Genomic DNA, 18799 nt, shown 5'->3' on the forward strand with positions numbered 1-18799 from the left:
GCCTAAAATGATGGATCGGAAGCGGCGCCCGGCGCCGCTTCGCTTCGCCGCCGCGCTCGCGCGGCCCGTGAGAACCCGGCGCCCCGCGCTCTTCTTCCGAATCGCCATGACTACCGCACTCGACCAGCTGAAGCAGTACACGACCGTCGTCGCCGACACGGGCGACTTCCAGCAGCTTGCGCAATACAAGCCGCAGGACGCGACCACGAACCCGTCGCTGATCCTGAAGGCCGTCCAGAAGGATGCGTACAAGCCGATCCTCGAGAAAACCGTCCGCGATCATCGCAACGAAAGCACCGATTTCATCATCGACCGCCTGCTGATCGCGTTCGGCACCGAAATCCTGAAGCTGATCCCGGGCCGCGTGTCGACCGAGGTCGACGCCCGCCTGTCGTTCGACACGCAGCGCTCGATCGACAAGGGCCGCGAGCTCATCAAGCTGTACGAAGCGGCCGGCGTCGGCCGCGAGCGCATCCTGATCAAGCTCGCGTCGACGTGGGAAGGCATTCGCGCGGCCGAGGTGCTGCAGAAGGAAGGGATCAAGTGCAACATGACCCTGCTTTTCTCGCTCGTGCAGGCCGCCGCATGCGCGGAAGCCGGCGCACAGCTGATCTCGCCGTTCGTCGGCCGCATCTACGACTGGTACAAGAAGCAGGCCGGCGCGGATTGGGACGAAGCGCGGGACGGCGGCGTGAACGATCCGGGCGTGCAATCGGTGCGCCGCATCTACACGTACTACAAGACGTTCGGCTACAAGACCGAAGTGATGGGCGCGAGCTTCCGCACCACCAGCCAGATCATCGAGCTCGCCGGCTGCGACCTGCTGACGATCAGTCCCGATTTGCTGCAGAAGCTGCAGGAGAGCAACGACACGGTCGCACGCAAGCTGTCCCCGGACACGCTGCAGGACAAGCCGGCCGAGCGCGTCGCGATCGACGAGGCATCGTTCCGCTTCCAGCTGAACGATGAAGCGATGGCGACCGAAAAGCTCGCCGAAGGCATCCGCGTATTCGCCGCCGACGCGGTGAAGCTCGAGAAGCTGATCGACGCGCTGCGCTGAGCCTGCGCGTCAGCGGCTGTCAGCAAGACTGACAACAGGCGTCAGCACACGCGCCGAAAACGGCTGCGAACTTCGCGTTCGCAGCCGTTTTATTTTTCATTCCATCGTCAAGCGCGCGCACTACAATCCACGTCACGGGTGCGACGGCCGCCTCCCGATGCGCCCTTTCCCCAGTCAGTCTTGCACGACGCCACGCCAGCGCCGACGCGCCGGCATGGCACATCCCAGGAGACAACGATGCAAGTTCAACCGTACCTGACGTTCTACGGTCGTGCCGACGAAGCCCTTCAGTTCTACGAAAAGGCGCTCGGTGCGAAGACGATGTTCAAGATGCACTTCAAGGACGCCCCGCCGAATCCCGATTACCCGATGTCGCCCGAGATGGCCGACAAGGTGATGCACGCGAGTTTCACGATCGGCGAGTCGATGATCATGTGCTCGGACGGGGACTGCAGCCAGCCGGCAGGCGCCGCGCACGCCGGCTATTCGCTGTCGCTGAACCCGGCGACGGTCGACGAAGGCCAGAAGCTGTTCAATGCGCTCGCCGACGGCGGCGAAGTGACGATGCCGTTCGGCAAGACGTTCTGGGCGCTCGGCTTCGGGATGGCGAAGGATCGTTTCGGCGTGCACTGGATGGTCAACGTCGAGGATCTGTCGCAGCGCGAGGAACTCGCGAAACGCGCGCAGGGCTGACGCAAGAACGAACGCCCGTCACCTTGCGGTGGCGGGCGTTTTTCGTTGCCGCGTGGCGCGTGCGCGGCACACCGCCGCGCACGGCCCGTATCAGCCCTCGACGACGTCGAGATAATCCTCCGGCCGCGTGCGATCCTCCGCATGCGTCATCCCCATCGCGCGCACCAGCACGCTCACTACCACCGACACCACCAGGTTCACGACCAGCGACCACACGGCCGCGTAGCCGGGAATCGCGAGGCCGAACAGGTGGATCGTGAAGATCGAACTCGCCAGCTTCAGCGAGACCGCCATCCACGTGCCGCACACGATGCCTGCCGCCCAGCCGGCCAGCAGGCCGCGATGGTCGAGCACGCGCGTGTACAGGCCGAGCACGATCGCGGGCAGCGTCTGGATGATCCAGATCCCGCCGAGCAGTTGCAGCTGGATCGCGTAGGTCAGCGGCAGCCCGAGGATGAACGCCACCGCGCCGACCTTCACGATCAGCGACACGAGCTTCGCGACGTGCGTTTCCTGGTCGTGCGACATGTTGCGGTTCACGAACTCGCGATGGATGTTGCGCGTGTACAGGTTCGCGGCCGCGATCGACATGATCGCCGCCGGCACCAGTGCGCCGATGCCGATCGCCGCGAACGCGACGCCGACGAACCACGACGGGAAGTACTCGAGGAACAGCGCGGGCACCGCGAAGTTCGGGCCGAACGCCTTGAAGTACGGCGCGTACTGCGGCATGTCCTTCACGCCGGAGGCGAGCGCCATGTAGCCGAGCAGCGCCAGCAGGCCGAGCACGAACGAATACGCGGGCAGCATCGCCATGTTGCGGCGGATCGAGTTGCCCGACGACGACGACAGGATCGCCGTGACCGAGTGCGGATACAGGAACAGCGCGAGCGCCGAGCCGATCGCGAGCGTCGCGTACGCGCTGTAGCCGTTCAGGCTCGCCGCGTCGGGCGCCTTCAGCAGCAGCTTCGCGGGCGGCACCGCGGAGAAGATGTGCCCGAAGCCGCCGAGCTTCGCGGGGATCACGATGACCGCGGCGGCGATCGTGACGTAGATCAGCACGTCCTTCACGATCGCGATCATCGCGGGCGCACGCAGCCCGGACGTGTACGTGTAAGCGGCGAGGATCGCGAACGCGATGATGAGCGGCAGGTCGCCGACGAAGCCGGTCGTGTCGAAGCCGAGCGCGCCGATCACCACCTCGATGCCGACGAGCTGCAGCGCGATGTACGGCATCGTCGCGAGGATGCCCGTCACCGCGATCGCCAGCGCGAGCATCCGGCTGCCGTAGCGCGCATTGACGAAATCCGCGGCCGTCACGTAGCCGTGCCGCTTCGCGATGCTCCACAGCTTCGGGAACACGACGAACGCGAACGGATAGATCAGGATCGTGTACGGCAGCGCGAAGAAGCCCATCGCGCCGGCACCGAACACGAGCGCGGGCACCGCGACGAACGTATAGGCCGTGTAGAGATCGCCGCCGAGCAGGAACCACGTGACGATCGTGCCGAAGCGGCGTCCGCCGAGGCCCCATTCGTCGAGATGGGCAAGATCGCCGCGCCGCCAGTTCGCGGCCAGGAAACCGATGATCGTGACGCCGATGAACAGCAGGACGAAGACGAAGGTCGCGCCGAGATTCATTGCGCACCTCCTTGCGTGCCGCTCGCCTTCCACGCGTTCTTGGTCTTGAAATACACGAACGCGGTAATCACCGCGCTGATGAAGACCCACAGCAGCTGGTACCAGTAGAAAAACGGAAAACCGAGCCATTGCGGTTCGATCTTGCTGTACGACGGTACCCAGACCATCGCGATCAGCGGCAGTACCAGCAGCCAGAGCCAGCGCTTGGCGGCCCGGTTGGCGTCGGCATCGTGAGCCATGACGTCTCCTCTTCTATCCCGGTTATCGATCTTGTTGAGCGGGTACGGCGCCGAGAGGAGCGGCAAAACGGGTAGGCTGCGGCTCCCCTGGCTTCGCGCCAGTATAGGAGCCGCGAGCACACGGTCAAGCAGGGGCGAACCCGAGGTGATCCGCCCCTTGTCGCGCGGTTGCACCGGCCTGTCGCCGGTGCATGCGACGTCAGATCGCGAACGCGGCGTCGCGGGCGCCGGTCGTTGCTTTCAAAGCTTTCACCCACTTGCGCGCGGGCAGCTTCAGCGTGTCCTCGATCAGCTTCGCGCGGGCTTCCAGCTGCGCGAACGGCACGTCGAGCGCGGGGCCCGAGAACGCGATCGCGATCCGGTTGCCGTCGTGCACTTCGGGCAGCGCGATCACACGGTGATCGAATGCCGCGTTCAGGTGCTTCATGTTGCGCACGAAGCTCGGATGATCGCCGAACAGGTTGATCGTCGCGATGCCGGCGTCGGCGAGACAGCCACGCACCGCGCGGTAGAACGCGACGCTGTCGAGCACGGGGCCGCGCGCGGTCGCGTCGTACAGGTCGATCTGGATCGCGCCCGCCGTGCCGCGGTTGGCGGGATCGTTGACGAAATCCCATGCGTCGGCTTCGTGCACGACGAGGCGCGCGTCGTCGGGCGGCAGCGCGAACATCGTGCGCGCGGCGACGATCACGGCCGGGTTCAGCTCGACGGCCTCGACCTTCGCGTGCGGCAGGAAACGGTGCGAGAACTTGGTCAGCGCGCCGGTGCCGAGCCCGAGCTGGACGATCCGCTCGGGCGTTTCGAGGAACAGCAGCCACGCCATCATCTGCTGCGCGTATTCGAGCTCGATATGCAGCGGCTTCGAGATCCGCATCGCGCCCTGCACCCACTCGGTGCCGAAGTGCAGGAAGCGCACGCCGCCTTCTTCGGAGAACGTCACGGGCGCGAAGCGCGGCTTGCGCGGCGCTTCGAGCACCGGCACGTCGTCGTGCTCGTCGATGTCCGGGCGGCGCTTCACGCGCGGCGGCTGGAGTTTTTCGGAGCCGTTGTACGCGGACGGCTTGCGTTGCTTGAACGCGCGCGCCTCGGCGGACGCGCGCTTGATCAGTCGGGTCATGATGGTTGAATCTCGCTGGGTGATGCTGGATGCGCTGGATGAGCGGACGAGAGGATAGCATTGGTGGGGGTCGGGGCCGCGCCGCGGGTCCGGCCACGCGTGACGCCGAATCCCGTCGGCGCCACGCTGCAGTCGCGGATCACAGGAGCGCGCATGACCTCGAACGACAAGAAGATCCGGTTTCCCGCGAAGCGCTACGGCTGGGGCTGGGGGTTGCCGGTGGCGTGGCAGGGGTGGGTCGTGCTGCTGCTGTTCGCGATCGGCGTCACTGCGAGCGCGTGGCTCGTGCCGCCGCAGCGTTCGCCGATTGCGTACGGCGCGTGCATCGTGGTGCTGGCCGCGCTGCTGACCGCGGTGTGCTGGCTCAAGGGCGAGAAACCGCGCTGGCGCTGGGGCAAGGACGATTGAGCGTCGCACGCAACGGCGTGTGACGAACGCCACGCGCGCCCACCGCCGGTACGCGTCGATGTTCCGGTCCGTTTCGGCTGCTGATACGACGACCATCGAAATCCGCGAAACCCGCCGCCTGCCTGATCCGCGTACGTGCCGGTCCTTTACTTTCTTGCAATAAAAAGCCCGTTCGGTCGACCGAACCTATGCCAAACTGAAACGACATTCGGGGAGGCTCACGGCGGCCATGACGCATACAGCGACGGACCATGCATCGCCAGATCGCCGGGGATGGCTCTCCAGTCTGTGGCTGGTGGCGACCACCGATGATCAACTCGTCGCCGCACAAAGTCGCATTGCGTCGACCACGGGCGCCAGGCAAGGCAAGGCGAAGCCCTGACCGGGAGAGACTCGGAATCCGACGCGTCTCAGGCGCGAAGTGCGCGCCAAAGCGCCAGCTTCTGCTCGAACGACAGCATCGCATTCGCCGGGCTCGACGAAGGCAACACGAGGGTTTCATAACCCGCCGCGCCGATCACGTCGGCGAACCGCCCTGCCGTCTTGCCGTTGAAGCACACGCGCTTGAGCAACGGCGCATGCTCGCGCAGCGAATCGAAGTCGTTCGGCTGCGCGTTCCTGATCGCGGAATCGAGACTGCCCTGTCGATGGCACGCATCGAGCACATCCCAGATGCCGATGCCGTATGACAGCACACGCGCAAGCCGCGCATCGTACGGCAGTTCATGCAGCGACGGCTCGCCGAGCACCGCGCCGAGCAGCCGCCAGAACTGGTTACGCGGATGCGCGTAGTACTGCGCGGCGTCGAGCGACGCCTCGCCCGGAAAGCTGCCGAGGATCATCGTGTGCGTGTCCGGTGCGACGACCGGCGGAAAACCCCGCAACATCACGCGTCTCCGTGCGGCCCGACCGATCGCGGCCCGTCGCCGTGCGCATCGAGATGGCGCCACAGCGCCGGCAGCATGCACTCGGTGACCATCAGCGGCTTGCCGTGCCGCTGGAACACCGAGCGCCGCGCGGCAAACGCGTGCGGCGCGCGCGCGCCCTGCAATGCATGGCTCGCGAGCGCATACAGCGGATGGCCGGCGATCACGCGCCTGCTCACGAGCGCCGAGCGCTCGACCTGCGGATCGCTGTACAGCAGTTCCGCGAGCGGCCGCGTGCGCAGCCGCCGCATCGCCTGCCACACGCCCTTGCTGGCCGCGAGCGGCGCGATGCTGTGCGCGGCGACGTACGGCGTGCCGTCGACCGACAGGATCACCTCGCGCACCCACATCGGCGCGCGCGGCGAGCTCGCGAGTGCGTCGGGCTCGTCGAACCACGGCGCGTCGACGGCCTCGCGCGTCACGCGCACGCTCACGCGGCCGAGCCGCGCGAGGTGCGCGGTCAGCGATCCGCCGCGCGTCAGCCAGTCGCGCTGGTCGAGCGTGCAGCCAGGCCGCGGGGTCTCGCACCAGCCGGCCTGCGCGCCGTCGAATCGCATGCGCGCGTTCACGCGGCGCGCGACAGCAGCAGCGCGTTGGTCCGCTTCACGAAGCTCGCCGGATCGTCGAGCATGCCGCCTTCGGCCAGCAGCGCCTGATCGAACAGCAGATGGCACCAGTCGCCGAAATCGGCGCTGTCGGCGTTCAGCTGCTTCACGAGCGCGTGCTCAGGATTGATCTCGAGAATCGGCTGCATCGCCGGCGCGTTCTGGCCGGCCGCCTTCAGCATCCGCTGCAGGTAGCCGCTCATGTCGTTGTCGTCGGCGACGAGACACGACGGCGAATCGGTCAGGCGGAACGTGACGCGCACTTCCTTCACCTTGTCGCCGAGCGCTTCCTTCATCTTCTCGACGACCGGCTTGATCGCCTCGCCGGCTTGCTCCTGCGCCTTCTTCTCCTCGTCGTTCAGCTCGCCGAGATCGAGATCGCCGCGGGCCACGCTCGCGAGCGGCTTGCCGTCGAATTCGTGCAGGAACGACAGCATCCATTCGTCGACGCGGTCGGTCAGCAACAGCACCTCGACGCCCTTCTTGCGGAACACTTCCAGATGCGGGCTGTTCTTCGCGGCCTGCCACGTATCGGCGGTCACGTAGTAGATCTTGCTCTGCTCGGGCTTCATGCGCGACACGTAGTCGGCGAGCGACACGTCCTGCGCGTCGGTGTCGCCGTGCGTCGACGCGAAGCGCAGCAGCTTCGCGATGCGCTCGCGGTTCGCGTGATCCTCGCCGAGACCTTCCTTCAGCACCTGGCCGAATGCGCCCCAGAACGTCTTGTACTTGTCCTTGCCGGCATCGTCTTCCGCGTTCGCGAGCTCCTCGAGCATCGACAGCGCGCGCTTGGTCACGCCTTCGCGGATCGCCTTCACGTCGCGGCTTTCCTGCAGGATCTCGCGCGACACGTTCAGCGGCAGGTCGGCCGAATCGACGACGCCCTTCACGAAGCGCAGGTATTGCGGCAGCAGCTGCTCGGCGTCGTCCATGATGAACACGCGCTTCACGTACAGCTTCAGGCCGCCGCGATAGTCGCGGTTCCACAGGTCGAACGGCGCGTGCGCCGGCACGAACAGCAGCTGCGTGTATTCGCTGCGGCCCTCGACGCGATTGTGCGTCCACGTGAGCGGATCCTGGTGATCGTGCGCGATGTGCTGGTAGAACTGCGTGTACTGCTCGTCGGTGACGTCGCTCTTCGAACGCGTCCACAGCGCGCTCGCCTGGTTGACGGTCTCGTCCTCGTCCTTCAGGACCATCTCGCCCTTTTCCTGATCCCACTCTTCCTTGCGCATCAGGATCGGCAGCGCGATGTGGTCGGAATATTTCTGGATGATCGACTTCAGGCGATGCGACGACAGCAGTTCGTCCTCACCTTCGCGCAGGTGCAGCGTGATCGTCGTGCCGCGCTGCGCGCGCTCGATCGCGTCGATCGTGAAATCGCCCTCGCCCGCGCTTTCCCAGCGCACGGCTTCGTTCGCCGGCAGGCCCGCGCGACGCGTCTCGACGGTGATCTTGTCGGCGACGATGAAGCCCGAGTAGAAGCCGACGCCGAACTGCCCGATCAGCGCCGCATCCTTCTGCTGGTCGCCCGACAGCTTCGTGAAGAATTCCTTGGTGCCCGAACGCGCGATCGTGCCGAGGTTCGCGATCGCCTCGTCGCGGCTCATGCCGATGCCGTTGTCGTCGATCGTGATCGTGCGCGCGGCCTTGTCGTAGCCGATGCGGATGCGCAGGTTCGGATCGTTCTCGTACAGCGCGCTATCCGCGAGCCCTTCGAAACGCAGCTTGTCGGCCGCGTCGGACGCATTCGACACCAGTTCGCGCAGGAAGATTTCCTTGTTGCTGTAGAGCGAATGGATCATCAGGTGGAGGAGTTGCTTGACCTCTGCCTGAAAGCTCATCGTTTCGTGTGCCATGGATGCTGTTTCCTCTTACTTGAACTGGAAAGGGGTGACGCCGGCGCCCGGCGCGCGATGCCGGCGGCCCCACGAAGGACGACCGCCCGGCGCCAGCGGTTTGCGCGCGTATCTGGGGACGGCGCCGGGCATTTCAAGAGCCGGCCTGCCGCGCCGAGTCACGACGCGCGCCGCACCGCCGAGTCGATATAGCGCGCCAGCAGCCCGGGCAGCGCCGGATCGCCGCAATTCGCGACGTTGAAGCGCATCCACGTGGACGGCGACTGCTGCGGCGAGAACAGGCTGCCCGGCGTCAGCAGGAAGCCGGCCTCGTGCGCGACCGCCGCGAGCGCGTCCGAATCGACACCCGTGTCGGCCCACAGGAACATCCCGGCCGCCGGCATCGTGAAGAGCCCGAGCCCCGTGCGCTCGAGCATCCGCGCGGTCTTGTCGCGCACGCCGTCGAGCCGCGCGCGCAGCCGCTCGACGTGGCGCCGGTAATGCCCTTCGGTCAGGATCTTGTACAGCACGCGCTCGTTGAGCTCGGGCGTGGTCATCCCGACCAGCATCTTCTGGTCGGTGACCGCCTTCGCGATCTCCGGCGCGCAGGCCACGTAGCCGACCCGCAGGTTCGCCGCGAGCGTCTTCGAATAGCTGCCGAGATAGATCACCCGCTTCAACTGGTCGAGGCTCGCCAGGCGCGTGGCCGGATAGCTCGGCGGGCACAGGTCGCCGTACACGTCGTCCTCGACGACGAGGAAGTCGTAGGCCTCCGCGAGCTTCAGGATCCGGAACGCCTGCGCGGCCGACAGCGACGTGCCGGTCGGGTTCTGCAGCACCGAGTTGATCACGAGCATCTTCGGCCGCCACATCTGCACCAGGGTTTCGAGCGCATCGAGGTCGGGGCCGTCGGGCGTATACGGCATCCCGACGAGCTGCGCGCCCTGCGCCGCGAAACGGCCGAACATCTGGAACCACGCGGGATCGCCGACGATCACCGCATCGCCCGGCCGCATGTAGATCCGCGAGATCAGGTCGATCGCCTGCGTGATGCCGGAAACCAGCACGATCTGTTCGGGCTTCGCACCGATCTCGACTTCGGCGAGGCGCGTCTGCAGTTGCTGGCGCAGCGGCAGAAAGCCCTGCGCGGTGCCGAAGCCGAGCATCTGCGCGCCCGACTGGCGCCCGAGCGCGCGCAGTGCGCCGGTGATGAGCTCGCCGTCGAGCCAGCGGCCCGGCAGGTAGCCGAGGCCCGGGCCCTTCTCCGGGCTGACGGTGTGCAGCATGTTGCGCAGCAGCCAGACGACGTCGATCGTGTTGTGCACGGGCGCGGCCTCGGCCGTGCGCGCGACGCCGTCGGCCGGCTGCGGGCCGGCGCCCGTGCGCTCGCGCACGTAGAAGCCGGAGCCGCGCCGCGAGTCGAGGTAGCCCTGCGCGACGAGCCGCTCGTAGGCCTCGACGACGGTGAAGCGCGACACGCTCTTGTCGAGCGCGAGCTTGCGGATCGACGGCATGCGCATGCCGGGACGAAACACGCGTTCGTCGATGCGTCGCCGCGCCCACTGGACCAGCTGGTCGACGAGTGTGAGCGTGGCCGTGTCGTGCGGCGCGGGAATCTGGGCGAGTGGGACGGTGGACATGGGCGGCAGCTCCAACTGTACCGAAGGCTATCGTGCCGATTGTACCGTTACTGTGCCGGTAGCGACGATTACAGTTGACCGGAATGGCGATCGTGCGGCCATCGGTCCGACCCGGCCGCACATGGCGCTGCGCCCGCCGGCCCGCGTCGCGGCCGGTGCGCCGGCCGGTCCGGCCTCCACCCGGCCCGGCGCCCGCCTACCATGACACTTTCGCTTCCCGACCGACGCTCATGCCAGCCCGCTCCCTGACACTCGACCATCTCGTGATCGCCGCGCGCACCCTCGACGAAGGCGTGCGCCATGTCGCCGACGCGCTCGGCATCGAACCGGCCGGCGGCGGCCGCCACCCGCTGATGCGGACCCACAATGCGCTGTTCGGTGCGTGGGGCGGGCTCTACCTCGAAGTGATCGCGATCGACCCCGACGCACCCGCGCCGGGCGACGATGCGAAGCCGCCGCGCGCGCGGCTGTTCGGGCTCGACGCCCCGTCGATGCACGCGCGACTCGCGCAAGGCCCGTTTCTCGCGCACTGGGTCGCGCGCGTCGACCGCCCGCGCCAGCTCGTGCTGTGGCAGCGCCAGTACCCGGCCCGCATCGCGCCCGTCGTCGCAATGCGACGCGGTGATCTGAGCTGGGGCCTCACGGTGCCCGACGACGGCAGCTTCCCCGCGTGGCAGGGCGCGGGCGACGGCCTCGTGCCATCGCTGATCCAGTGGGACAGCCCGCGCCATCCGGCCGAATCGCTGCCGAACGGCGGCGTCGCGCTGAAGGCGCTCGAGGGCGTCCACCCGCGTGCGGATACGATCCGCGAGCAGCTCGACTGGCTCGGCGCCGCCCACCTGCTCGACGTCGAGTCCACCGACGGCGCGCCGGCCCTCGTCGCCGAATTCGATACGCCGCACGGCGCGCGCACGCTGCGCTGAGCGCCCGCCCGATTCCCCACCCTGCAATACGGAGACACCCAGTACATGAATTCGCGCGAAACCCGGGGCATGCTGCTCGGCCTCATCGGCGTGATGATCTTCAGCCTGACGCTGCCGATGACGCGGATCGTCGTATCCGAACTCAATCCGCTGCTCAACGGGCTCGGCCGCGCGCTCGCCGCCGCCGTGCCGGCCGGCCTGCTGCTGTGGTGGCGCCGCGAGCCGCTGCCGACCCGCGCGCAACTGAAAAGCCTCGCGATCACGTCGGCCGGCGTGATCATCGCGTATCCGGTGTTTTCCGCGTGGGCGATGAAGAGCGTGCCGGCCTCGCACGGCGCGGTGGTCAATGGTCTGCAACCGCTGTTCGTCGCGCTGTACGCGGCATGGCTGTCGCACGAACGGCCGTCGAAGGCGTTCTGGGCCAGCGCGGTGGCCGGCAGCGCGCTCGTGATCGCGTTCGCGCTGCGCGACGGCGGCGGCGCCGTGCAGGCCGGCGACGCGCTGATGCTCGTCGCGGTGGGCATCGGCGCGCTCGGCTATGCGGAAGGCGCGCGCCTCGCACGCCAGATCGGCGGCTGGCAGGTGATCTGCTGGGCGCTCGTCGTGTCGGCCCCCTTCCTCGTGCTGCCGGTCGGCTGGCTCGCCTGGATGCAGCACGCGGCGCATCCGGGCCCGCTCGCGCCGCGCACGTGGCTCGCGTTCGGCTACGTGACCCTCTTTTCTCAATTCATCGGCTTTTTCGCGTGGTACGCGGGGCTCGCGATGGGCGGCACCGCGCGCGTCGGCCAGGTGCAGCTGCTGCAGATCTTCTTCACGATCGCCTTTTCCGCGCTGCTGTTCGGCGAAACGGTCACGTCGTCGACGTGGCTGTTCGCGGCCGCGGTGATCGCGACCGTGGTGCTCGGGCGCCGCTCGGCGGTGGCCACGGCGCCGCGCGCCGCTCGCGCCGGCTGATGAGGTGCGCCATAATGAACGTTTTGCCTGATCGGTTTTGCCTGACTGGCCGTGCTTACCCAGCCGCGAAGGCTTCATCGTGCCGGCGCTGCCCACCCGGCAGCGTCGAAGCGATGCGCCCGAACGACCTTTCTTGACTGACCACGATATCCGAACGAGGAGACTATGAATCCGAACGACCTGCATCCGCCGCACTGGCAGCTTTCCGAACGCGCCCGCAAGCTGACGAGCTCCGCGATCCGCGAGATCCTGAAGGTCACGGAACGCCCCGAGGTCATCTCGTTCGCCGGCGGCCTGCCCGCCCCCGCGACGTTCCCGGCGGAACGCATGCGTGCCGCCGCCGACCGCGTGCTGCGCGACGCGCCGGCCGCCGCGCTCCAGTACAGCGCGACCGAAGGCTACCTGCCGTTGCGCGAATGGATCGCCGAGCGCTACAGTGTGCGCGTGTCGCAGGTGCTGATCACGACCGGCTCGCAGCAGGCGCTCGACCTGCTCGGCAAGGCGCTGATCGACCCGGGCAGCCCGATCCTCGTCGAAACGCCGACCTACCTCGGCGCGCTGCAATCGTTCTCGCTGTACGAGCCGCGCTACGTGCAGGTGCCAACCGACGAGCAGGGCCTGCTGCCGGAAGGCCTCGCCCCCGAACTCACGCAAGGCGCGCGCCTGCTGTACGCGCAGCCGAACTTCCAGAACCCGACCGGCCGCCGCCTGCCCGTCGAGCGCCGCCGCGCGCTCGCCGCGTTCGCGCAGTCGAGCCCGTTCCCGGTGCTGGAGGATGATCCGTACGGCGCGCTGAACTACCAGGGCGAGCCGCTGCCGACGATGCTGTCGATGGCGCCCGACCACGTCGTGCACCTCGGCACGTTCTCGAAGGTGCTCGCGCCGGGCCTGCGGATCGGCTACATCATCGCGCCCGAGGAACTCCACTTCAAGCTCGTGCAGGCCAAGCAGGCCACCGACCTGCACACGCCGACGCTCACGCAGCGCATCGCGCACGAAGTGATCAAGGACGGCTTCCTCGACGAGCACATCCCGACGATCCGCGAGCTGTACAGCGCGCAATGCGACGCGATGCTCGGCGCGCTTGCGCGCCACATGCCGGAAGGCGTCACGTGGAACCGCCCGGAAGGCGGGATGTTCATCTGGGTGAACCTGCCCGCGCAGATCGACAGCATGACGCTGCTCGCCGCGGCCGTCGACAATCACGTCGCCTTCGTGCCGGGCGCGCCGTTCTTCGCGGAGAACGCGCAGCAGAACACGCTGCGCCTGTCGTTCGTGACGGTGCCGCCCGAGAAGATCGAGGAAGGCGTCGCGCGCCTCGGCAAGCTGCTGCGCGAGCGCCTCTGATCCCCTTTTTCCCTGTCACGACTCTCTACGAGGAATCGAACGCATGGCTAACGTCTACGACAAACTGAAGTCGCTCGGCATCGAGCTCCCGACCGCCGGCGCACCGGCCGCGGCCTACGTGATGAGCGCGCAAAGCGGCAACACGGTCTACCTGTCGGGCCACATCGCGAAGAAGGACGGCAAGGTCTGGGCCGGCAAGCTCGGCGCGGATCTGCAAACGGAAGACGGCAAGGCGGCCGCCCGCTCGATCGCGATCGACCTGCTCGCGACGCTGCACGCGCACACCGGCGACCTGAACAAGGTCACGCGCATCGTCAAGCTGATGAGCCTCGTCAACTCGACGCTCGACTTCACCGAGCAGCACGTCGTGACGAACGGCGCGTCGGAGCTGATCGCCGAAGTGTTCGGCGACGCGGGCAAGCATGCGCGCTCGGCGTTCGGCGTCGCGCAGATCCCGCTCGGCGCGTGCGTCGAGATCGAGCTGATCGCCGAAGTCGCGTAACGGGCGCCGCGCGATGCCCGGCCGTTTCGTTCGCTTCAAGCAGGTCGACGTGTTCACGTCGGTGCCGTTCAAGGGCAATCCGCTCGCCGTGGTGTTCGACGCCGATTCGCTCGGCGACGACGCGATGCTCGAGATCGCCCGCTGGACGAACCTGTCGGAAACGACGTTTCTCTGCACGCCGACCGATCCGGAAGCCGATTACCGCGTGCGGATCTTCACGACGGGCGGCGAACTGCCGTTCGCCGGCCATCCGACGCTCGGCACCGCGCACGCGTTCCTGGAAAGCGGCGCGCGGCCCCGCACGCCGGGCCGGCTGATCCAGCAGTGCGGGGTCGGCCGCGTCGCGCTGCGCGAGCAGGTCGACGGCTGGGCGTTCGCCGCGCCGCCGGCACGCGTCACGCCGCTCGACCGTTCGGACTACGCGGTACTGGCCGCCGCGCTCTGCAGCGACGCGCTCGACCTGGACGCCGAGCCGTGCGCGGTGGACAACGGCGCGCCGTGGCTCGTCGTGCGGCTGAAGTCGGCCGACGCGTGCATCGGCCTGTCACCCGATCCGGCCGCGCTGGCGGCGCTGACCCACCGCTACGGCGTGGACGGCCTCGCCGTCTACGCGCCGCACGCCGAAGGCGGCCCGGCGACGTTCGAGATCCGCTGCCTGATGACGGGCGGCAAGTTCGGCATCCCCGGCGAGGACCCCGTCACCGGCAGCGCGAACGCCGCGCTGGCCGGGCTGTTGACGCGGCAGGAACGCCGCCCCGGCTCGTCGTATACGGCCCGCCAGGGCACGGCGATCGGCCGCGACGGCCGCGTCTTCGTCAGCTACGACGCAGACGGCACGACCTGGATCGGCGGCCACGTCGTCACGGTCGTCGACGGCACGTTCCGCTCGCCCGACTGACATTTCGCGATGTGCGATGGCGCCGGCTCGTCCGGCGCTCCGCGCTTTGCCCAGCTATCGCAAAAACGTTCCAGCCAGTAATATCGGGCCTAATCCGTTGTTTCGGAGGTCTGTCCATGGTTGCGCGTCCCGCGAACGAACAGACGTCGGGACAATCCGAACCATAGCCGGCCATCCAGACGGATGGCGCACGCGAGCAGGACGCCGCCCTCTTCGATGAGTTCCGCCCGGTCCAACCACACGCCGCCGAACCGACCGCTACGCGCGCCGCGCAAATCGCGCCGGCGTGCGCTGTTTGCCATCCCGCTGCTCGGGATGCTGGCGCTCGCGCTGCTGTGGGCCGTGATCATCGCGCGGCTGTCCGTTGAAAAGGACAGTGCGTACAAGGAAGCAGCGGCCTCCGCGGCGATCCTGTCGTCCGCGCTCGAGCAGCATACGGTCAAAGCGATCCACCAGGTCGACCAGATCACCCGCTTCGTCAAGTTCGAATTCGAGAAGTCGCCGGCGCGCTTCAATCTCGCGAGCGCCGTCGAGAAAGGCGTCGTGCCGAGCGACACGCTGATCCAGGTGTCGCTCGTCAACGCGAAAGGCATCCTGTTCGCGAACACCGCCGAACTCCATCCGCAGCCGATCAACCTGTCCGACCGTGAGCACTTCAAGGTCCACCTCGCGCACAACGACGACCGCCTCTTCATCAGCAAGCCGGTGTTCGGCCGCGTGTCGAGCCACTGGACGCTGCAGATGACGCGGCGCCTGAACAATCCGGACGGCAGCTTCGCGGGCATCGTCGTGGTGTCGGAAGACCCGAGCTACTTCACGAACGATTTCTACAACAACGCGGCCATCGGCAAGGAAGGCGTGATCGCGGTCGTGTCCGACACGGGCGCGGTGCTCGCGCGGCGCACGGGCTCGGTGAACAACGCGCCGGGCGCGTTTTCGGCGTCGGGCGTCTACCCGATCGCGGAGCGCGTGACGGGCACGATCGTCGATCCGATCGACGGCGTGACGCGCATCGTGTCGTACCGCCACCTCGACGGCTACCCGCTCGCGGTGATGGTCGGGCTGTCGCAGACGGAAGAGTTCGCGGACTACACCCACACGCGCAACGTCTACCTGCTGATGACGAGCTTCATCACGCTCGCGATGCTCGCGTTCTTCGGCGTCGCGACGGGGCTGATCGGCAAGCTGCTCGGCCGCGAGCGCGAAATGACGCAGCTCGCCGAATACGACCTGCTCACCGGCCTCGCGAACCGCTATGCGACGCTGCGCGGGCTGCGCAACGACGTGTCGATGCCCGCGAGCCTGTCACGGCTCGGCCTGCTGTTCATCGATCTCGACAACTTCAAGACCGTCAACGACACGCTCGGCCACAACGCCGGCGACATCGTGCTGCAGATGACCGCGTCGCGTCTGGCCGATGCGGTCGGCGACGAAGGCTCGCTCGCGCGCATCGGCGGCGACGAGTTCGTCGTCGTGATGAAGGGCGACGACGTCGAGCGGCGCGCGGTGCGGCTCGCGGAAGCGATCATCCGGATGTTCAGCGAGCCGTTCGACGTACGCGGCAGTTCGTTCGTGCTGCATGCGAGCATCGGCATCGCGCTGCACACCGTCGCGAACGAAAGCGAGATCGACCTGCTGAAAAAGGCCGACCTCGCGATGTACAGCGCGAAGGATGCCGGCAAGAACTGCTACCAGTTCTATGCGCCGCACCTGTCGCACCGCGCCGACCACCTGATGCGCTGGGAACAGCAATTGCGTGTCGCGCTCGCCGAGGGGCAGCTGTTCCTCGCGTATCAGCCGAAGATCGACCTCACGCACCGCTATATCACCGGCTTCGAGGCGCTCGCACGCTGGGATCATCCCGAACACGGCGTGATCTCAGCGAACGAATTCATCTCGATCGCCGAATCGACCGGCCTGATCGTGCCGATCGGCGACTTCGTGATCCGCACCGCGTGCGAGCAGATCGCGCGCTGGCGCGACGAAGGCCACGACACGCTGACGCTCGCGGTCAACATCTCGCCCGTGCAGTTCTGGCGCGGCGACCTGATCGAGACGATCTCGCAGGCGCTGCAGGACACCGGCATCGACGCGAACCGGCTCGAGATCGAGATCACCGAAACCGCGATGATGGAATATCCGGAACTCGTGTCCGAGAAGATCGTCGCGCTGAAAAAGCTCGGCATCCGGATCGCGCTCGACGATTTCGGCACCGGCTATTCGTCGCTGTCGTACCTGCACCGCTTCTCCGTCGACACGCTGAAGGTCGACCGCTCGTTCGTGCAGGCGATTCCGACCGATCGCAGCGTGTGCGTGATGGTGTCGTCGATCGTGCATCTGGCGCGCTCGCTCGGGCTGACCGTCGTCGTCGAGGGCACCGAAACCGAGGAGCAGATCACGTGGCTGTCCGCACTCGGCGAAATCGAGGCACAGGGGTTCCTGTTCTCGCGCCCGGTGCCGGCCGATGCGATTCCCGCGCTGATCGCACGCTTCGGCGTGCGCGGCGATCATCCGAACGTCATCGCGCATCGCGCGACCGGCAGCACGGGCGGCTGAGCCGCACCGCTGCAGCCGCGGCGCGCGTTGCGCACCGCCGCAATTGTTACGTTTTCCGATCCGGTCGTTTAGTTCATTAACTAGCGTTTTCGCGCATGGTAGTGTCACGATGCGCGGCGGACAATCGGGAGGGCCGACGTGTCGGCGGGCCGTCGCCACGGCCTTACGCGAGAGATCTGGCCCCGCGCCAACCACACAATCATGACAACCGTCGAAGTCGAAGCGACCGCGCGTGTCGAAGAGGCACCGGCCTCCCTATGGACCTTGTTCAAGGTCGTCGCCAGCATTTCGGCCGTCTCGTGGGGCGGGCTTTCGATGATGGCGCAGCTCGAACGCCATTACGTGGAGCGGCTGCAGCGCATCGAGCCGCAAGTCTTCGGCGATCTCGTCGCGCTCGCGTGGCTCGTACCGGGCCCCGTCGGCTGCAATGTCGCCGTGCAGGTCGGCCAGACGTTGCATGGCCGCGCCGGCGCATGGATCGCCGGCATTGCGAGCGTGCTGCCGTTCTCGGTCCTGATGACGCTGTTCGCGATCTTCTATCAGACGCCGCTCGTCCGCTCGCTGGCCGCGCCGGTGCTGATCAATCACTTCGGGATGGTGCTCGCCGCGCTGATCGGCGTCACGTGGGTCAAGCAGTTGCGCTCGCTCGCACGCACGCGGCTCGAACAGGCGATCGCCGCGTTATCGACGATTCTGCTGGCTTTCGCGCATAGTCCGGCCGCTTTCGTCGGGATTCTGTTCGCCGCGTTTGCAGCGGGCTGGCTGACGGGGCCGTCGCAACGCGACGCGGTCGATTTCACGCTGCCGAAGCGCGATCGCGGCCTGCTCGTGCTGCTCGGCGTGCTCGTCGTGCTGTTCGCAGTGCCGCTGCCGGGCGATTACCAGGCGGATCTGCTGTGGCCGCGCCTCGCGGGCGCCGGCATGACGCTGTTCGGCGGCGGCTTCTCCGCGCTGCCGGTGCTCAAGACGCTGTTCGTGTCGCCGGCGACGGGCATCTCCGATCACGACTTCACGCTGGCGTTCGCGCTGTCGCCGGTCGCACCGGGGCCGTTGCTGAACGTCGTGCCGTTTCTCGGCTACCTGACCGACGGGTGGGTCGGTGCGCTGCTCGCCACCGCCGCGCTGTTCATTCCATCGGGGTGCCTCGTCGTATTCGCGCAGAACCATCTGCTCCGGCTCAAGCGCCATGCGCGCTTCGAGCACGGGATGCGCCTGCTGCGCGCGGCGACGACGGCCTTTCTCGTGGTCGCCGTCGTGAAGATCCTGCATCGCGAACCGGCCGACCCGGTTTACTGGCTGACGGGCGCGTTCGCGACGCTGTGCTTCACGCGCTTCAAGGTGCCCGTCTATGCCGTGTACGGCGTGGTCGCCGCCGTGTGCAGCGTGTGGCTGTGGGTCGCGCACTGACGAGCGGCGGCCGTCACCCTGCTCGCGCTGGCCGGCCTGACTCCG

At 67.5% G+C, this 18799-nt stretch carries 17 protein-coding genes; 10 read left to right on the forward strand and 7 right to left on the reverse strand.

The annotated features are described in order from the left end of the window. Positions 1 to 106 precede the first annotated feature (106 nt). Together tal and CFB49_RS12855 are read left to right on the forward strand one after the other, a co-directional pair. Positions 107 to 1060 (forward strand): transaldolase, encoded by a 954-nt coding sequence (tal, locus tag CFB49_RS12850; RefSeq protein WP_089491830.1) that lies wholly within the window; start codon positions 107 to 109, stop codon positions 1058 to 1060. Positions 1061 to 1297: 237 nt separating this feature from the next. Further along, a complete protein-coding gene (locus CFB49_RS12855; protein ID WP_089435427.1) occupies positions 1298 to 1753 on the forward strand; it encodes a VOC family protein in 456 nt (151 codons plus the stop codon). 90 nt (positions 1754 to 1843) lie between these two features. On the opposite strand, the gene mctP is transcribed toward CFB49_RS12855, so the two are convergent. From mctP to CFB49_RS12870, 3 genes are all read right to left on the reverse strand, one after another. Further along, a complete protein-coding gene (gene mctP, locus CFB49_RS12860; protein WP_069618096.1) occupies positions 1844 to 3394 on the reverse strand; it encodes a monocarboxylate uptake permease MctP in 1551 nt (516 codons plus the stop codon). Then, positions 3391 to 3633 (reverse strand): DUF3311 domain-containing protein, encoded by a 243-nt coding sequence (locus CFB49_RS12865; RefSeq protein WP_006490660.1) that lies wholly within the window; start codon positions 3631 to 3633, stop codon positions 3391 to 3393. Before CFB49_RS12865 ends, mctP begins: the two co-directional genes overlap by 4 nt. Positions 3634 to 3832: 199 nt before the next feature. Beyond that, the gene (locus tag CFB49_RS12870; RefSeq protein ID WP_089491519.1) at positions 3833 to 4750 is read right to left on the reverse strand and encodes a spermidine synthase; all 918 of its coding nucleotides are present in this window, start codon (positions 4748 to 4750) and stop codon (positions 3833 to 3835) included. 153 nt (positions 4751 to 4903) lie between these two features. Here CFB49_RS12870 and CFB49_RS12875 point away from each other — a divergent pair, with 153 nt between their 5' ends. Beyond that, a complete protein-coding gene (locus CFB49_RS12875; protein ID WP_089491520.1) occupies positions 4904 to 5158 on the forward strand; it encodes a hypothetical protein in 255 nt (84 codons plus the stop codon). Positions 5159 to 5568: 410 nt separating this feature from the next. Here the strand turns inward: CFB49_RS12875 and CFB49_RS12880 are convergent, their stop codons facing one another. The 4 genes from CFB49_RS12880 to CFB49_RS12895 all read right to left on the reverse strand — a co-directional run bounded on the left by CFB49_RS12880 (position 5569) and on the right by CFB49_RS12895 (position 10167). Next, positions 5569 to 6045, reverse strand: coding sequence for a DNA-deoxyinosine glycosylase (locus tag CFB49_RS12880; RefSeq protein WP_069618093.1), 477 nt, complete (start codon positions 6043 to 6045; stop codon positions 5569 to 5571). Then, positions 6045 to 6641 (reverse strand): chorismate--pyruvate lyase family protein, encoded by a 597-nt coding sequence (locus CFB49_RS12885; protein WP_089491831.1) that lies wholly within the window; start codon positions 6639 to 6641, stop codon positions 6045 to 6047. Before CFB49_RS12885 ends, CFB49_RS12880 begins: the two co-directional genes overlap by 1 nt. A gap of 8 nt (positions 6642 to 6649) precedes the next feature. Next, positions 6650 to 8548 carry a molecular chaperone HtpG gene (htpG, locus tag CFB49_RS12890; RefSeq protein WP_089435430.1) on the reverse strand — a complete coding sequence of 633 codons (1899 nt, stop codon included), beginning with the start codon at positions 8546 to 8548 and terminating at the stop codon, positions 6650 to 6652. Between the two features lie 158 nt (positions 8549 to 8706). Then, positions 8707 to 10167 (reverse strand): aminotransferase-like domain-containing protein, encoded by a 1461-nt coding sequence (locus tag CFB49_RS12895; protein WP_050018117.1) that lies wholly within the window; start codon positions 10165 to 10167, stop codon positions 8707 to 8709. Between the two features lie 230 nt (positions 10168 to 10397). Between CFB49_RS12895 and CFB49_RS12900 the strand changes: the two genes are divergently transcribed. The 7 genes from CFB49_RS12900 (at position 10398) to CFB49_RS12935 (ending at position 18754) form a co-directional block, all read left to right on the forward strand. Further along, a complete protein-coding gene (locus tag CFB49_RS12900; protein ID WP_089491521.1) occupies positions 10398 to 11090 on the forward strand; it encodes a VOC family protein in 693 nt (230 codons plus the stop codon). A gap of 45 nt (positions 11091 to 11135) precedes the next feature. Further along, positions 11136 to 12044 carry a DMT family transporter gene (locus CFB49_RS12905; protein ID WP_069618088.1) on the forward strand — a complete coding sequence of 303 codons (909 nt, stop codon included), beginning with the start codon at positions 11136 to 11138 and terminating at the stop codon, positions 12042 to 12044. 165 nt (positions 12045 to 12209) lie between these two features. Further along, entirely contained in the window at positions 12210 to 13391 is a 1182-nt protein-coding gene (locus CFB49_RS12910; RefSeq protein WP_069618087.1) for an aminotransferase-like domain-containing protein, read from the forward strand. 43 nt (positions 13392 to 13434) lie between these two features. Beyond that, on the forward strand, positions 13435 to 13893 hold the full coding sequence (locus tag CFB49_RS12915) for a RidA family protein (RefSeq protein WP_006478174.1): 459 nt from the start codon (positions 13435 to 13437) through the stop codon (positions 13891 to 13893). Positions 13894 to 13906: 13 nt separating this feature from the next. Continuing rightward, positions 13907 to 14791 (forward strand): PhzF family phenazine biosynthesis protein, encoded by an 885-nt coding sequence (locus CFB49_RS12920; protein ID WP_069618086.1) that lies wholly within the window; start codon positions 13907 to 13909, stop codon positions 14789 to 14791. A 216-nt stretch (positions 14792 to 15007) separates the two neighbouring features. Beyond that, positions 15008 to 17347 carry a bifunctional diguanylate cyclase/phosphodiesterase gene (locus CFB49_RS12930; RefSeq protein ID WP_069618085.1) on the forward strand — a complete coding sequence of 780 codons (2340 nt, stop codon included), beginning with the start codon at positions 15008 to 15010 and terminating at the stop codon, positions 17345 to 17347. Between the two features lie 201 nt (positions 17348 to 17548). Beyond that, a complete protein-coding gene (locus CFB49_RS12935; protein ID WP_089435433.1) occupies positions 17549 to 18754 on the forward strand; it encodes a chromate transporter in 1206 nt (401 codons plus the stop codon). Positions 18755 to 18799 lie beyond the last annotated feature (45 nt).

The sequence above is a fragment of the Burkholderia sp. AU17457 genome (assembly GCF_002223255.1).
Classification (GTDB): Bacteria; Pseudomonadota; Gammaproteobacteria; order Burkholderiales; family Burkholderiaceae; genus Burkholderia; species Burkholderia sola.

Excerpts from the sequence above, each read along its gene's own strand:
- tal (WP_089491830.1), top strand. The coding sequence starts at position 107 with ATGACTACCGCACTCGACCAGCTGAAGCAGTACACGACCGTCGTCGCC.
- CFB49_RS12855 (WP_089435427.1), top strand. The coding sequence starts at position 1,298 with ATGCAAGTTCAACCGTACCTGACGTTCTACGGTCGTGCCGACGAAGCC.
- mctP (WP_069618096.1), bottom strand. The coding sequence starts at position 3,394 with ATGAATCTCGGCGCGACCTTCGTCTTCGTCCTGCTGTTCATCGGCGTC.
- CFB49_RS12865 (WP_006490660.1), bottom strand. The coding sequence starts at position 3,633 with ATGGCTCACGATGCCGACGCCAACCGGGCCGCCAAGCGCTGGCTCTGG.
- CFB49_RS12870 (WP_089491519.1), bottom strand. The coding sequence starts at position 4,750 with ATGACCCGACTGATCAAGCGCGCGTCCGCCGAGGCGCGCGCGTTCAAG.
- CFB49_RS12875 (WP_089491520.1), top strand. The coding sequence starts at position 4,904 with ATGACCTCGAACGACAAGAAGATCCGGTTTCCCGCGAAGCGCTACGGC.
- CFB49_RS12880 (WP_069618093.1), bottom strand. The coding sequence starts at position 6,045 with ATGTTGCGGGGTTTTCCGCCGGTCGTCGCACCGGACACGCACACGATG.
- CFB49_RS12885 (WP_089491831.1), bottom strand. The coding sequence starts at position 6,641 with ATGCGATTCGACGGCGCGCAGGCCGGCTGGTGCGAGACCCCGCGGCCT.
- htpG (WP_089435430.1), bottom strand. The coding sequence starts at position 8,548 with ATGGCACACGAAACGATGAGCTTTCAGGCAGAGGTCAAGCAACTCCTC.
- CFB49_RS12895 (WP_050018117.1), bottom strand. The coding sequence starts at position 10,167 with ATGTCCACCGTCCCACTCGCCCAGATTCCCGCGCCGCACGACACGGCC.
- CFB49_RS12900 (WP_089491521.1), top strand. The coding sequence starts at position 10,398 with ATGCCAGCCCGCTCCCTGACACTCGACCATCTCGTGATCGCCGCGCGC.
- CFB49_RS12905 (WP_069618088.1), top strand. The coding sequence starts at position 11,136 with ATGAATTCGCGCGAAACCCGGGGCATGCTGCTCGGCCTCATCGGCGTG.
- CFB49_RS12910 (WP_069618087.1), top strand. The coding sequence starts at position 12,210 with ATGAATCCGAACGACCTGCATCCGCCGCACTGGCAGCTTTCCGAACGC.
- CFB49_RS12915 (WP_006478174.1), top strand. The coding sequence starts at position 13,435 with ATGGCTAACGTCTACGACAAACTGAAGTCGCTCGGCATCGAGCTCCCG.
- CFB49_RS12920 (WP_069618086.1), top strand. The coding sequence starts at position 13,907 with ATGCCCGGCCGTTTCGTTCGCTTCAAGCAGGTCGACGTGTTCACGTCG.
- CFB49_RS12930 (WP_069618085.1), top strand. The coding sequence starts at position 15,008 with ATGAGTTCCGCCCGGTCCAACCACACGCCGCCGAACCGACCGCTACGC.
- CFB49_RS12935 (WP_089435433.1), top strand. The coding sequence starts at position 17,549 with ATGACAACCGTCGAAGTCGAAGCGACCGCGCGTGTCGAAGAGGCACCG.